We start from the raw sequence: 11,943 nt of genomic DNA, 5'->3' as shown, positions 1-11,943 counted from the left end.
TTCGGCGAACCGCGCCGGGGCCTCGGGGGTTGATCGCGCCCGCGCCGATGGTGCGTGGCAGGGAGGATGCGGCGGTGAGCAGCGATGGCGAGGGCCGACCGGGCCGGGTGGAGGGTTTGGGCGAGTACTTGCTGGGTGCGCTGCTCGATCAGGCCCATGAGCTGCCGCCCCGGCTCATCGGTCCGTTGGTCGCCGAAGCGGCGGCGAGGATCGGCGGCCGAGATCCGGTGCTCCTGCTGCAGGACTACGGTCAGCTGGCCCTGGTGCCGCTGCCCGGTCAGGGGCTGGTCGGCGGGGAGCCGGTGCCGATCGACGGCTCGCCCGCCGGCGCGGCCTTTCTGAGCGGTGTCCCCGTCGAGGCGCCGCTGTCAGGCGGGGTGCGGGTGTACCTGCCGCTGCTGGACGGCGGCGACGAGGTGGGGGTGCTGGCCCTCACGCTGGGTCGCGTCGATGACGACGACCGGCGGCTGCTCCGCCGGTTCGCCGGCATGGTCGCGGACCTGCTGGTGACCAAGAGCGGCTACACCGACCGGATCTTCCAGGCCCGGCGCCTGGAACCGATGAGCGTGGCGGCGGAGATCCAGTGGTCGCTGCTGCCGCCGCTGTCGATGACCGTCCCGCGGGTCGCGGTGGCGGGCATCCTCGAGCCTGCCTACCAGGTGGCCGGCGACAGCTTCGACTACGCGCTCAACGACGATGTGCTGCACGTCGCCACGATCGACGCGATGGGCCACGGGCTGGACGCCGCGACCATGGCGACCGTAGCCATCGGCGCGTACCGCCATGCCCGGCGCGCCGACATCGGGCTGGCCGAAATCTACGCGTTCATGGACCGGGCCATCGCCGAGCAGTTCGGCCCCGACCACTTCGTCACCGCGCAGATGATGCGGCTGGACACCGGGACCGGCCACCTTCAGTGGGTCAACGCCGGTCATCCCCGGCCGTTGCTGATCCGCGACCACGTCGTCGTCGAGCGGCTGGAGAGTGCCACCACCCTGCCGGTCGGGTTCGGCGGCGAGCAGCCGGTGATCAGCGAGTCGGCGCTGCGGCACGGTGACCGGGTCCTGTGCTTCACCGACGGCCTGGTCGAGGAGCGCGAGCCCGGCGGGGAGCAGTTCGGGGAGGAACAGCTCATCGACTGGGTCAACCGCGTCGAGCGGTCGCAGGCCGGAGTGCGGGCCGTGGTGCGCGCGCTCTCCCACGTCCTGAGGGAGAAGCGGGGCGGCCGCACGAGCGATGACGCCACCCTGTTCCTGATCGAGTGGCGCTGAGAGGGACCACGCCGGGCCGGCTCTCGTACCGCGCCGGGTCGGTGCGGTGCGGGCGGAGTACCGTGGGGATATCGGGGCGGCCCGAGCCGCCGCCCCCCGACTGTCGGCTCTCGCTCGGCGGGGTCGGCGTGCGTCCACGGAACAGGTGGCGAGCCATGTCGGACGAAACCGGTGCCGCGCGCCCGGGACTTCTGCCGGACCGGTTCCGGCAGGCCGCGAAGCCGGGGACAGTCCTGTTGCGCCTGGAGACCACCCGGTCGCGCGAGGGGGTGCTCGACGGCGCGTGGTGGCCGCGTTCACGGGATGTCGAAGCCGAACTGTCCGGTCTGATCAGGGCGTTGACCGAACACCTCGGCCCTGTGGCGAGCGTCGGGCTGGACGCTGAAGCCTGGGACGACGTCCCGGCCCGGCTGGTCGTAGACGGCCGGTCGGTGCACATCGACCGGTACCCGGTCGGCGACGACACGGTGATCGTCACACGGGGCGACCACGATCACTTCAGCCTGCTTGTCGTCCCCCCGCAGGCGAGCCGCGAGGCGGCCCTGGCCGCGATGGCACGCGCGGTCGAGGCCGGCGGAACCGACTCCGCGCGGCAGATCCTCATCACCACCGGCATCGGCTCCGAGCCGCCGGGCGAAGCGTCCTGAGCGCCGGGCTCGCGGGCCGGGCTCCTCGGGCAGACAGGAAAGGCGGAACGCGGAGATGTCCGTCTACGTGAAACTCTCGGCCGAGGCCCGGGCGCCGGCGGAACCGTCGAAGGGGCCGCTGGACCTGCAGTACGAGGACGGCGCGGACGGCGTCACCTTCGAGTACGACCTGCATCCGAGCGGCGCGCTGCGAGTCCTGCGGGTCTTCGAGGACACGCCGTACCGGATCGAGGTCTGCTTCGGCCCCGGGGCGTGGCTCCAGGTCGTGGGCAACTACCTGCGAAGCGGCGCCGAGTACTGACGGCGCCGAGTACTGGGCGGGAACGTCGGCACGGGAGACCAGGATGCGGCACTACCGATGGGTTCTGGAGACGCAGGACGACGACGGCCGCTGGTCCCGGGGGGATGGCACCTCCCTGCAGGATCCGCTGGAGTACGACGGGCCGTCCCAGCAGGCGGCCAACCACCTGCGGGACGTGTTCGTGCGCACGCTCTCCCGGCCCGCGCCCGGCCCCCGGGCGATCAGGATCCGCCTCTGGGACGGGGCCGACATCGCGGGCCCGCCCCAGGCCGAAGCCGAGTGGTCACGCGAGTGACACACCCGGCCACGCGGCCGTAGCGGGCGCCATTCGTTCCGTCGCTACGTGGCCACCGGCCAGGAGGCGGACCGGTGGCGGGCGACATCCGCCCGTCTGCCGGCCTCACCTGCATTGTCGGAGGGGACGACGGCCGAGGGCAGGAAGTCGGAACCGGGCCTCTGCCGCTGTGCGCCCCCGCCCGTCTCAACGGCGAGGAGACCGCTCGCGGCCGTGGTGTTCGCGGGGCTCGCGGCTTCGGCCATCAGCCGGGCGGCATCGATGGCACCCGTCTCCGGCGGGACGACCAGCAGGTTCAGCCGGCGCGGAGCGTACGAGAAGACCGCGATCGTGTGCTCGTCCTGCTCGGTGGTGAACCAGCCCGCGTGGACGGTGTGCCCGGCGACCGGGATCCGCCGGGGGATGACGGGCCACTGCGCGGGGTTCACGGTGATCCGGGTGACCCGGCCCCACCGCTCGTCGATCTCGGCGGCCAGGGCAGGGAGTTCGAGAAGAAGATCACGCGAGCGGGGCCACCAGGCACCGTCCAGACGGCCGGGCCGCACGCCACTGGGCGCGAGGGCGAGCCGTGCCGAGGAATCCGGGGCGGCGGGCGTCGTCGCACGATCGAGGGTCGTGGTCATGATCAAGGACCTGTCCCCGGGCCCTGCCCGCGAGGTCGGGTCCGGAATTGCCGTTCGCCGGAGACGACGCCAGTATCCGGTGCCGGCATGCGAAGTGCCTTCGGTGATGTCCAGGCTACTCCGGGTTCGGCCCGGACGCGGTGTCGTCGCGGTGGCGGGGGTCTCCGCCCGGAGCTTTCGGGCGGCCGCAGTGCTCCGGCACCCGGTGGTTCCGAGGTGTTCAGCCGAGCAGGAGTTCTGCCGCCGGAGTGTGGTTCCCGGTTGCTGAAGCTCCGGCCATCGCCGAGGCCGCCGTCGCCGACGTGGTGCCGGGCGGTACCACCAGGAGCAGGAAGTGGTCCTGGAATCCCCGGGTGACGCTGATCGTCGCGTCGCTGCCGGTGAACCAGTTGATCCTGACCGTCAGGCCGTTCGCCGCCACAGATCGGGGCACGCCGTTCCAGGCCGTGGTGTCGAGGCCGACCCGGACGATGCGCCCGAAGTGGGCGCCGAGCGCGGTGATCAGGTCCGGCAGTTCGGCGAGGACATGGTTCGAGCGGGGCCACCAGGCTCCGTCGAAGACGCCCTCCCGCGACATCGTCGGCTCCAGCACCAGGCGAGGCAACAGAGGGGCGCCGGGCACCGTCCACGGCCCGGAAGAGGAAGAGGAGGGGAAAGGAATCGGCATCATGCGAAGCCGCCCGTCCGGTCCACGAGGGACCCATCAAGACCCAGGGCGACGTCGACGCTGATGCCGGCGTGCGGAATGTCCTCGGTTGTCTGCCTCCCACGCTACTCCGCAGCGGTCTTCTCCGGGCCGCCCGCCATCGGAGTAGCGTCGGGGACATCCAGGGCGTCCCGCATCCCGGTACCCGTTCCGGCCTCGTTCTGAGTGAAGGACAGCCCGGCCGCCCCCGCGGGCAGCCGGAGACGGGAACGGTGAACACCGTGACCACTCACTCCCCGCAGCCGGTACGGCCCGGCCACGGCCTCACAGTCGCCGACGCCATGGACCCCTGCGACTACCAGATAACCGACGACACCACCGTCGACCAGGCCAACGACATCTTCCGCGGCGCCGACACCGAGTACCTGCTCGTCCGCGACCACGACGGCCGGTGCGAGGGCGCGGTCACCCGCACCGGGCTCCACCCGTTCCTGGCCCGCTCCTGATACCCCGAGCTGGCCACGATCCGCGTCACCTCGCACCAGCGAGGCCCGTTCGCCTGGCCGACCATGGGCCTCGCCCTGGCCGTGCTCACGATGCGGATCAAGCACCTGGCGGTCTGGCCAGTCGTCGACGAGGACGGCTACATCCTCGGCGTCCTCACCGCAGACCGCGCCACCGGTTTGCTCACCGTCACACCGACTCCGTGAAGCCATCGATGTCCGCGCGGTGAGAACAGGTCGGACCAACTGAGACCAAAACTGAGACCACGCGTATGACGAAGGCCCGGACCGTTGGGCGGTCCGGGCCTTCAACTGCCCTACTGGGCAAAGGCGGAGGATACGAGATTCGAACTCGTGAGGGGTTGCCCCCAACACGCTTTCCAAGCGTGCGCCCTAGGCCTCTAGGCGAATCCTCCGTGGGAGAGCTTAGTACATGTTTCGGGGTGCTCGCGACCAGCTATCCCGCAGGCAGGAGAGCGGGGGTGGCCTGTGGATCGTGGGGGCCGGGATCCGGTAGTGTGGGGGTCAGCCCCTCGTGTGGCGTCATCTCTCTGAACCCCCCCAGGGCCGGAAGGCAGCAAGGGTAGGAGGGCTCTGGCGGGTGCACGGGGGGTCTTCGCGTTCCCGGGGCCTGCGGGCCCGGGGCGAAGGGGTGCCGCGTTTGTCGGCCCGTCCCGATATCGTCGGTGGTGTGTCCCTAGCCCTGTACCGCCGCTACCGCCCCGAGACCTTCGCGGAGGTCATCGGGCAGGAGCACGTGACCGCTCCGCTCCAGCAGGCCCTGCGCAACAACAGGGTCAACCACGCCTACCTGTTCAGCGGGCCGCGTGGCTGTGGCAAGACGACGAGCGCACGCATCCTGGCCCGCTGCCTGAACTGCGAACAGGGGCCGACGCCGACGCCCTGCGGGGAGTGCCAGTCCTGTCAGGACCTCGCGACCGGCGGGCCCGGCTCGATCGACGTGATCGAGATCGACGCCGCCTCGCACGGTGGTGTGGACGACGCGCGCGAGCTGCGCGAGCGGGCCTTCTTCGCGCCGGTGCACAGCCGGTACAAGATCTTCATCCTGGACGAGGCGCACATGGTGACCTCGGCCGGGTTCAACGCGCTGCTCAAGGTGGTGGAGGAGCCGCCGGAGCACCTCAAGTTCATCTTCGCGACCACCGAGCCGGAGAAGGTGATCGGGACGATCCGGTCCCGCACCCACCACTACCCGTTCCGGCTGGTCCCGCCGGGCACGCTGCGCGACTACCTGGCGGACGTCTGCGGCCGCGAGGGCATCCAGGTCGAGGACTCGGTGTTCCCGCTGGTGGTGCGGGCCGGTGCGGGCTCGGTGCGTGACTCGATGTCGGTCATGGACCAGCTGCTGGCCGGTGCCGCCGAGGGCGGCGTCACCTACCAGATGGCGACGGCGCTGCTCGGGTACACCGACTCGGCGCTGCTGGACGAGGTGGTGGACGCCTTCGCCGCGCACGACGGGGCGACGGTGTTCCAGGTGATCGACCGGGTGGTCGAGGGCGGGCACGACCCGCGCCGCTTCGTCACCGACCTGCTGGAGCGGCTGCGCGACCTGGTGATCCTCGCCACCGTGCCGGAGGCGGGGGAGAAGGGGCTGATCGATGCCCCGGCCGACCGGGTCGCGGTGATGCAGGCGCAGGCGGACGCGTTCGGCGCGGCCGAGCTGAGCCGGGCCGCCGACCTCGTCAACACCGGGCTGACCGAGATGCGCGGCAACGCGGCGCCGCGGCTCCAGCTGGAGCTGATCTGCGCCCGGGTGATGCTGCCGGGCGCGTACAGCGACGAGCTGTCGCTGCAGGCGCGCCTGGACAAGCTGGAGCGCCGGGCGGCCGCGGGCGGATTCGCCGCGCCGGCCGGGATGGCACCGGCCGGGATGGCGGCCCCGATGGCCCCGCCGGCGGAGGTGCCCGCCCCGGCGCCCGCGCCCGTCGCCGCGCCGGTCGCAGCGGCGCCCGCCTCCGTACAGGCGCCCGCACAGGCCCCCGCGCCCCCGGTCTCCGCCGGGTCCGCCCCGGGCGCCTGGCCGATCCCGCGCAGCTTCCCGCCCGTCGGCGGTGCCCCGGCCCCCGCGCCCGCTCCTGCCGCTGCCACCGCCACCGCCGTACCCACCCCTCAGCCGCAGGCTGCCGCCCAGCCCGCTCCCACTCCGCCCCCGCCGCCGGTCCAGCAGGCCCCGGCCCCCGGCGGCCAGCCGTCCGCGGCCGCGCAGCAGGGCGCCGGGCAGGTCCGGCAGCTGTGGCCGCAGATCCTGGAGGCGGTGAAGAACCGCCGCCGCTTCACCTGGATCCTGCTGAGCCAGAACGGCCAGGTGGCCGGGTTCGACGGCAGCACGCTCCAGGTCTCGTTCATCAACGCGGGCGCCCGGGACAGCTTCGTCGGCAGCAACAGCGACGACGTGCTGCGCCAGGCGCTGTCCGACGCGCTGGGCGTGGACTGGCGGATCGAGTGCATCGTCGACCCGTCCGGAAACCCGGGTGCCGGTGCCGGTGCGGCACCGGCCGCGGCCGCCCCGGCCGGTGGCGGCTGGGGTGCCCCGGCGCGTCCGGCGGCCGTCGCGCCGCCGGTGGCCGCCCCCGCCCCGGTGCAGGTGCAGGCTCCGGCCCCGGTCCAGGCGCCGCCGCAGCCGTCGCCGCGGGCCCCGGCTCCCGCGCCGGTGCAGGCCCCGCCGCCGCAGGCGCCCCCGGCCCGCCCGGTGCAGTCGGTGGCCCCGGAGGACGACATCCCGGAGGAGGACGACCCGGACCTCAACGAGGAGGCGTTCTCCGGCCAGGAGCTGATCATCCGCGAGCTGGGCGCCACGGTGCTGGAGGAGATCCACCACCGCGGCAACTGAGCGGGCCCCGGGCCCGTAGGCTCGACGGCGACGAACGACGAACCGTGTGACAGCAAGGAGTGAGCCGTGTTCCCCGGTGGTGGTCAGCCCAACATGCAGCAGCTGCTCAAGCAGGCGCAGAAGATGCAGCAGGAGCTCGCGAAGGCCCAGCAGGAGCTGGCCGAGGCGAAGGTGAACGGTACGGCCGGCGGCGGTCTGGTCGAGGCGACGGTGACGGGTTCGGGTGAGCTGGTGGCGCTGACCATCGCCCCGGCCGCGGTCGACCCGGAGGACACCGAGACCCTGGCCGACCTGATCCTGGCGGCCGTCCGGGACGCCAGCCAGGCGGCCCAGAAGATGCAGGCCGAGCGGATGGGTCCGCTCACCCAGGGCATGGGCGGCGGCATCCCCGGCCTGCCGTTCTAGGTCTGGAGTTCACTTCTGGGTCTGAATGGATCTGAAGTTCAGACGACGGATCCATGTGATTTCGATGGGAGTCGGGCGTCGGCCGGTGTGTCCGACGCCCGATTCGTTGGATGATGGCACCGGAGCACCACCGACCATCCGAGGGAAGGCGCGACGTGTACGAGGGCGTGGTTCAGGACCTGATCGACGAACTGGGCAGGCTGCCCGGCGTCGGGCCCAAGAGCGCCCAGCGGATCGCCTTCCACGTGCTGCAGTCCGACCCGGTCGACGTGCGCCGCCTGGCGCACGCGCTGCTGGAGGTCAAGGACAAGGTCCGCTTCTGCGCGGTCTGCGGCAACGTCGCGGAGGCCGAGCAGTGCCGGGTCTGCCTGGACCCGCGCCGCGACCTCGGCGTCATCTGCGTGGTCGAGGAGCCCAAGGACGTCGTCGCCATCGAGCGCACCCGTGAGTTCCGCGGTCGCTACCACGTGCTGGGCGGCGCGATCAGCCCCATCGAGGGCGTCGGCCCGGACGACCTGCGCATCCGCGAGCTGCTCGCGCGCCTCGCGGACGGTACGGTCACCGAGCTGATCCTGGCCACCGACCCCAACCTGGAGGGGGAGGCGACCGCCACCTACCTGGCCCGGCTCTGCAAGCCGATGGGCCTGAAGGTGACCCGGCTGGCGAGCGGACTGCCCGTCGGCGGGGACTTGGAGTACGCGGACGAGGTCACCCTCGGCCGCGCCTTCGAAGGGAGACGACTGCTCGATGTCTGACCGGACGATCAACCAGCAGCCCCACGGCCCGCAGCCCCATCCGGAGCCGGAGGGCCACGCCCCGCACACCCACGGCCGCGGCTCCGAGCCGGACGACTTCGCCGTGCAGATCGCCGACTCGGTGGAGAGCTTCGTGCTCGCCGTCACCGAGGTCGCCAAGGGCGACGAACCGGGCAGCGCGGTCTCGCTGCTGCTCCTGGAGGTCTCGCAGCTGCTGCTGGCCGGCGGCCGGCTGGGCGCCATCGAGGACGTCGTCCCGGAGGACCGCTTCGAGCCCGACGCCGGCCCGGAGCCGGACGGCGAGCAGCTGCGTGAGCGCCTCGCCGGGCTGCTCGCGCCGATCGACGTCTACCACGAGGTCTTCGACCCGTACGGCCCGCCGGAGAAGCCGAACGCCTTCCGGATCTCGGACGACCTGGCGGGCGTGGTCAGCGAGCTCCAGCACGGTCTGACCCACTACCGCGAGGGCCGGGTCAGCGAGGCGCTGTGGTGGTGGCAGTTCTCGTACCTCTCCAACTGGGGCACGACCTGCACGGCGGTGCTGCGGGCGCTGCAGTCGCTGATCGCCCACGTCCGGCTGGACAGCCCGATCGGTGCGGCGCCGGACGGCGCGGACATCGACGACGACGGGCTCACCGACGAGCAGCTGGAGCAGCAGGCGGGCGACCTGATGGCGGCCGAGCTCGGCCTCGGCCGCTGATCCGCGGCCCGACGGCCGCAGGCCCGCCGCCCCGAACGCCCTGGACCGACCACGGTCCCGGGCGTTCGGCGATTGTGACGAATGCCTCAGCAATCCGCCCGGAAGAGAAATCCGGCCGCGGCAGCGGGCATTCGTCCGAGGATTCTTCGGAGCGGCGCCGGACGCCCCGCAGACCTGCCGGTGGCACCGCCCGTACCACCGCCCACGTGCTGAAACGGCCGTCTCATCATATGGAAAGCGCCGGTCAGAGCACCCCTGCTCGGTAGACTGGCGCGGACCGCACCCCCCTTTCCCCCGGGGGTACGGGGGCTTGGAGCCCCCGGAAAACGACACTAGTCGAGGAGCGCACGTGGGCCTTGTCGTGCAGAAGTACGGCGGCTCATCCGTTGCGGATGCCGAAGGCATCAAGCGCGTTGCCCGTCGAATCGTTGACGCCAAGAAGGCCGGCCATGAGGTCGTCGTCGTGGTGTCCGCGATGGGCGACACGACGGACGAGCTCATCGAACTCGCGGAGCAGGTGTCACCGCTTCCTGCCGGCCGTGAGTTCGACATGCTGCTGACCGCTGGAGAGCGCATCTCCATGGCGCTGCTGGCCATGGCGATCAAATCCCTCGGGCACGAGGCCCAGTCCTTCACGGGCAGTCAGGCCGGTGTCATCACCGACTCCGTCCACAACAAGGCGCGCATCATCGACGTGACGCCGGGCCGCATCCGGACCGCCCTGGACGAGGGCAACATCGCGATCGTGGCCGGCTTCCAGGGCGTGTCCCAGAGCAGCAAGGACATCACCACGCTGGGCCGCGGCGGCTCGGACACCACCGCCGTCGCGCTGGCCGCCGCGCTCAGGGCCGAGGTCTGCGAGATCTACACCGACGTGGACGGCGTGTTCACCGCCGACCCGCGCGTGGTGAAGAAGGCCCGCAAGATCGACTGGATCGCCTACGAGGACATGCTGGAGCTGGCCTCGTCCGGTTCCAAGGTGCTGCTCGACCGCTGTGTGGAGTACGCCCGCCGCTACAACATCCCGATTCACGTACGCTCGTCCTTCTCGGGTCTTCCCGGGACGATCGTCAGCAACGACAACCCGAACAAGCCCGAAGGGGGCGAGATGGAGCAGGCCATCATCTCCGGGGTCGCCCACGACACCTCCGAGGCCAAGGTCACGGTCGTCGGCGTGCCCGACAAGCCGGGCGAGGCCGCGCGCATCTTCCGTGCCATCGCCGATGCCGAGGTCAACATCGACATGGTGGTGCAGAACGTCTCCGCCGCCTCGACCGGCCTGACCGACATCTCCTTCACCCTGCCGAAGACCGAGGGCCAGAAGGCCATCGACGCGCTCGGCCGGGTCAAGGAGGGCATCGGCTACGAGTCGCTGCGCTACGACGACGCGATCGGCAAGATCTCGCTGGTCGGCGCCGGCATGCGCTCCAATCCGGGCGTCACGGCGAACTTCTTCGAGGCGCTGTCCGCCGCGGGCGTCAACATCGAGCTGATCTCCACCTCGGAGATCCGCATCTCGGTGGTCACCCGCGCCGACGACGTGCCGGAGGCGGTCCGCGCCGTGCACAGCGCCTTCGGTCTGGACAGCGAGAGCGACGAGGCCGTCGTCTACGGCGGCACCGGTCGATGACCCGGCAGCCGGGCGGGGGCACCGGGCGGTGACCCGGCGTCCGAACCTCGCCGTCGTCGGCGCCACCGGCGCGGTCGGCGAGGTGCTGCTCGGCCTGCTCTCGCTCAGGCAGGACGTCTGGGGCGAGGTCCGGCTGATCGCCTCCCCGCGCTCGGCCGGCCGCACGCCGGTGGTGCGCGGGGAGCCGGTCCCGGTCGTCCCGCTGACCGAGGAGGCCTTCGCGGGGATCGACGTCGCCGTGTTCGCCGTCCCCGACGAGGTGTCCGCCCAGTGGGCGCCGATCGCGGCGGCCAAGGGCATCGTGGTGGTCGACGACTCGGCCGCCTTCCGTACCGCCGGGGACGTCCCGCTGGTCGTCCCCGAGGTCAACGCGGCCGCGCTGCGCATCCGGCCGCGCGGCATCGTGGCCAGTCCGGCCGGCCCCACGCTGGCGCTGGTCGCGGCGGTCGGCGCGCTGCACGCCGAGTACGGGCTGGAGCAGCTCGTGGTCGCCACCTACCAGGCCGCCAGCGGCGAGGGCCGGGCCGGCACCGCGGCGCTGCGCGAGCAGACCGCGCTGGTGGCCGGCACCGAGGTCGGCCGGCAGACCGGTGACCTGCGCGCGGTGATCGCCGACGAGAGGCCGTTCGCGGCCCCGCTCGCCCTCAACGCCGTGCCCTGGACCGGCGGCCTGCGCGAGGGCGGTTGGTCCGCCCAGGAGCTCGGGCTGCGCGACGAGTCCCGCAAGGTCCTCGGTCTGCCCGCGCTGCGGGTCTCCGCGACCTGCGTGCGCATCCCGGTGGTCCGCACCCACGCGCTGGCCGTGCACGCCCGCTTCGAACGCGAGGTCAGCCAGGAGCACGCGCAGGACATCCTGCGCGAGACGCCCGGGGTGGTCCTCTACGACGACCCGGCGGCCGGGGAGTTCCCCACCCCGAACGACGTGGTCGGCACCGACCCGGTCTGGGTCGGGCGGGTGCGCCGGGCGCTGGACGAACCGGATGCGCTCGACCTCTTCCTCTGTGGTGACAACCTGCGCAAGGGGGCCGCGCTCAACCTGCTGCAGATCGCCGAGCTGGTGGCCGGCGAGCTGACCGTTCCGGCGGTCTGAGGGCGGCCCGGGAGCGGTCGGGCACTGGCTGAGGGCGGTCCGGGGACGCTCTGGGGAGCGGTCCGGGGACGGAACGAGGGCGGTCCGCGGGCGGTCCTGAGACGGGATGAGCTGACGGCGGGGGAGGTCCAGGGTCCGTCATCAGCCGGTGCCGGAGGGCCCTTTGTGCCCGAGGATGTCCGGACCTGTGTCCGCTCCTCGACACAATCTGTCCGGAATCCCGTGG

At 72.2% G+C, this 11,943-nt stretch carries 14 protein-coding genes, 1 tRNA gene and 1 other RNA gene; 13 read left to right on the top strand and 3 right to left on the bottom strand.

The genetic code is table 11. The annotated features are described in order from the left end of the window. The first annotated feature begins 47 nt into the window (after positions 1-47). The 4 genes from ACFWIS_RS22160 (at position 48) to ACFWIS_RS22145 (ending at position 2,514) form a co-directional block, all read left to right on the top strand. A complete protein-coding gene (locus tag ACFWIS_RS22160; RefSeq protein ID WP_380451215.1) occupies positions 48-1,271 on the top strand; it encodes a PP2C family protein-serine/threonine phosphatase in 1,224 nt (407 codons plus the stop codon). Between the two features lie 155 nt (positions 1,272-1,426). Beyond that, positions 1,427-1,918: a DUF5994 family protein gene (locus ACFWIS_RS22155; RefSeq protein ID WP_380451217.1), complete on the top strand. Its 492-nt coding sequence runs from the start codon at positions 1,427-1,429 to the stop codon at positions 1,916-1,918. A 55-nt stretch (positions 1,919-1,973) separates the two neighbouring features. After that, positions 1,974-2,219 (top strand): hypothetical protein, encoded by a 246-nt coding sequence (locus ACFWIS_RS22150; RefSeq protein ID WP_380451219.1) that lies wholly within the window; start codon positions 1,974-1,976, stop codon positions 2,217-2,219. A gap of 43 nt (positions 2,220-2,262) precedes the next feature. After that, complete coding sequence (locus ACFWIS_RS22145) at positions 2,263-2,514, top strand: hypothetical protein (RefSeq protein ID WP_380451221.1); 252 nt, start codon at positions 2,263-2,265, stop codon at positions 2,512-2,514. A 44-nt stretch (positions 2,515-2,558) separates the two neighbouring features. On the opposite strand, the gene ACFWIS_RS22140 is transcribed toward ACFWIS_RS22145, so the two are convergent. Continuing rightward, positions 2,559-3,137: a DUF5994 family protein gene (locus ACFWIS_RS22140; RefSeq protein ID WP_380451223.1), complete on the bottom strand. Its 579-nt coding sequence runs from the start codon at positions 3,135-3,137 to the stop codon at positions 2,559-2,561. 220 nt (positions 3,138-3,357) lie between these two features. Beyond that, a complete protein-coding gene (locus tag ACFWIS_RS22135; RefSeq protein WP_380451225.1) occupies positions 3,358-3,729 on the bottom strand; it encodes a DUF5994 family protein in 372 nt (123 codons plus the stop codon). A gap of 335 nt (positions 3,730-4,064) precedes the next feature. Here ACFWIS_RS22135 and ACFWIS_RS22130 point away from each other — a divergent pair, with 335 nt between their 5' ends. Next, positions 4,065-4,289: a CBS domain-containing protein gene (locus ACFWIS_RS22130; protein ID WP_380451227.1), complete on the top strand. Its 225-nt coding sequence runs from the start codon at positions 4,065-4,067 to the stop codon at positions 4,287-4,289. Between the two features lie 63 nt (positions 4,290-4,352). After that, entirely contained in the window at positions 4,353-4,493 is a 141-nt protein-coding gene (locus tag ACFWIS_RS22125) for a hypothetical protein (protein ID WP_380451228.1), read from the top strand. A 124-nt stretch (positions 4,494-4,617) separates the two neighbouring features. Here ACFWIS_RS22125 and ACFWIS_RS22120 read toward each other — a convergent pair. After that, positions 4,618-4,702: transfer RNA gene (locus ACFWIS_RS22120), tRNA-Ser, on the bottom strand. A gap of 108 nt (positions 4,703-4,810) precedes the next feature. Here ACFWIS_RS22120 and ffs point away from each other — a divergent pair. The 7 genes from ffs (at position 4,811) to ACFWIS_RS22085 (ending at position 11,717) form a co-directional block, all read left to right on the top strand. Further along, positions 4,811-4,907, top strand: an RNA gene (ffs, locus tag ACFWIS_RS22115) — signal recognition particle sRNA small type. A 70-nt stretch (positions 4,908-4,977) separates the two neighbouring features. Continuing rightward, positions 4,978-7,137 carry a DNA polymerase III subunit gamma and tau gene (locus ACFWIS_RS22110; protein ID WP_380451230.1) on the top strand — a complete coding sequence of 720 codons (2,160 nt, stop codon included), beginning with the start codon at positions 4,978-4,980 and terminating at the stop codon, positions 7,135-7,137. Between the two features lie 66 nt (positions 7,138-7,203). Beyond that, positions 7,204-7,542: a YbaB/EbfC family nucleoid-associated protein gene (locus ACFWIS_RS22105; RefSeq protein ID WP_380451232.1), complete on the top strand. Its 339-nt coding sequence runs from the start codon at positions 7,204-7,206 to the stop codon at positions 7,540-7,542. A gap of 155 nt (positions 7,543-7,697) precedes the next feature. Beyond that, the gene (gene recR, locus ACFWIS_RS22100; protein WP_188307117.1) at positions 7,698-8,297 is read left to right on the top strand and encodes a recombination mediator RecR; all 600 of its coding nucleotides are present in this window, start codon (positions 7,698-7,700) and stop codon (positions 8,295-8,297) included. After that, positions 8,290-8,997 carry a DUF5063 domain-containing protein gene (locus ACFWIS_RS22095; protein ID WP_380451234.1) on the top strand — a complete coding sequence of 236 codons (708 nt, stop codon included), beginning with the start codon at positions 8,290-8,292 and terminating at the stop codon, positions 8,995-8,997. The genes recR and ACFWIS_RS22095 overlap by 8 nt, the downstream gene beginning before the upstream one ends. 349 nt (positions 8,998-9,346) lie before the next feature. Further along, positions 9,347-10,627, top strand: a complete 1,281-nt coding sequence (locus ACFWIS_RS22090) for an aspartate kinase (protein WP_188307118.1) — start codon at positions 9,347-9,349, stop codon at positions 10,625-10,627. A 28-nt stretch (positions 10,628-10,655) separates the two neighbouring features. After that, on the top strand, positions 10,656-11,717 hold the full coding sequence (locus ACFWIS_RS22085) for an aspartate-semialdehyde dehydrogenase (protein ID WP_380451236.1): 1,062 nt from the start codon (positions 10,656-10,658) through the stop codon (positions 11,715-11,717). The last annotated feature ends 226 nt before the right edge of the window (positions 11,718-11,943 follow it).

The organism is Kitasatospora sp. NPDC127060, from assembly GCF_042724935.1.
GTDB lineage: Bacteria > Actinomycetota > Actinomycetes > Streptomycetales > Streptomycetaceae > Kitasatospora.
This window is presented reverse-complemented; position numbering and strand designations above follow the sequence as displayed.

Bases quoted from the DNA above. Each gene is read 5' to 3' on its own strand.
- ACFWIS_RS22160 (WP_380451215.1), top strand. From the start codon at position 48: ATGGTGCGTGGCAGGGAGGATGCGGCGGTGAGCAGCGATGGCGAGGGC.
- ACFWIS_RS22155 (WP_380451217.1), top strand. From the start codon at position 1,427: ATGTCGGACGAAACCGGTGCCGCGCGCCCGGGACTTCTGCCGGACCGG.
- ACFWIS_RS22150 (WP_380451219.1), top strand. From the start codon at position 1,974: ATGTCCGTCTACGTGAAACTCTCGGCCGAGGCCCGGGCGCCGGCGGAA.
- ACFWIS_RS22145 (WP_380451221.1), top strand. From the start codon at position 2,263: ATGCGGCACTACCGATGGGTTCTGGAGACGCAGGACGACGACGGCCGC.
- ACFWIS_RS22140 (WP_380451223.1), bottom strand. From the start codon at position 3,137: ATGACCACGACCCTCGATCGTGCGACGACGCCCGCCGCCCCGGATTCC.
- ACFWIS_RS22125 (WP_380451228.1), top strand. From the start codon at position 4,353: ATGGGCCTCGCCCTGGCCGTGCTCACGATGCGGATCAAGCACCTGGCG.
- ACFWIS_RS22095 (WP_380451234.1), top strand. From the start codon at position 8,290: ATGTCTGACCGGACGATCAACCAGCAGCCCCACGGCCCGCAGCCCCAT.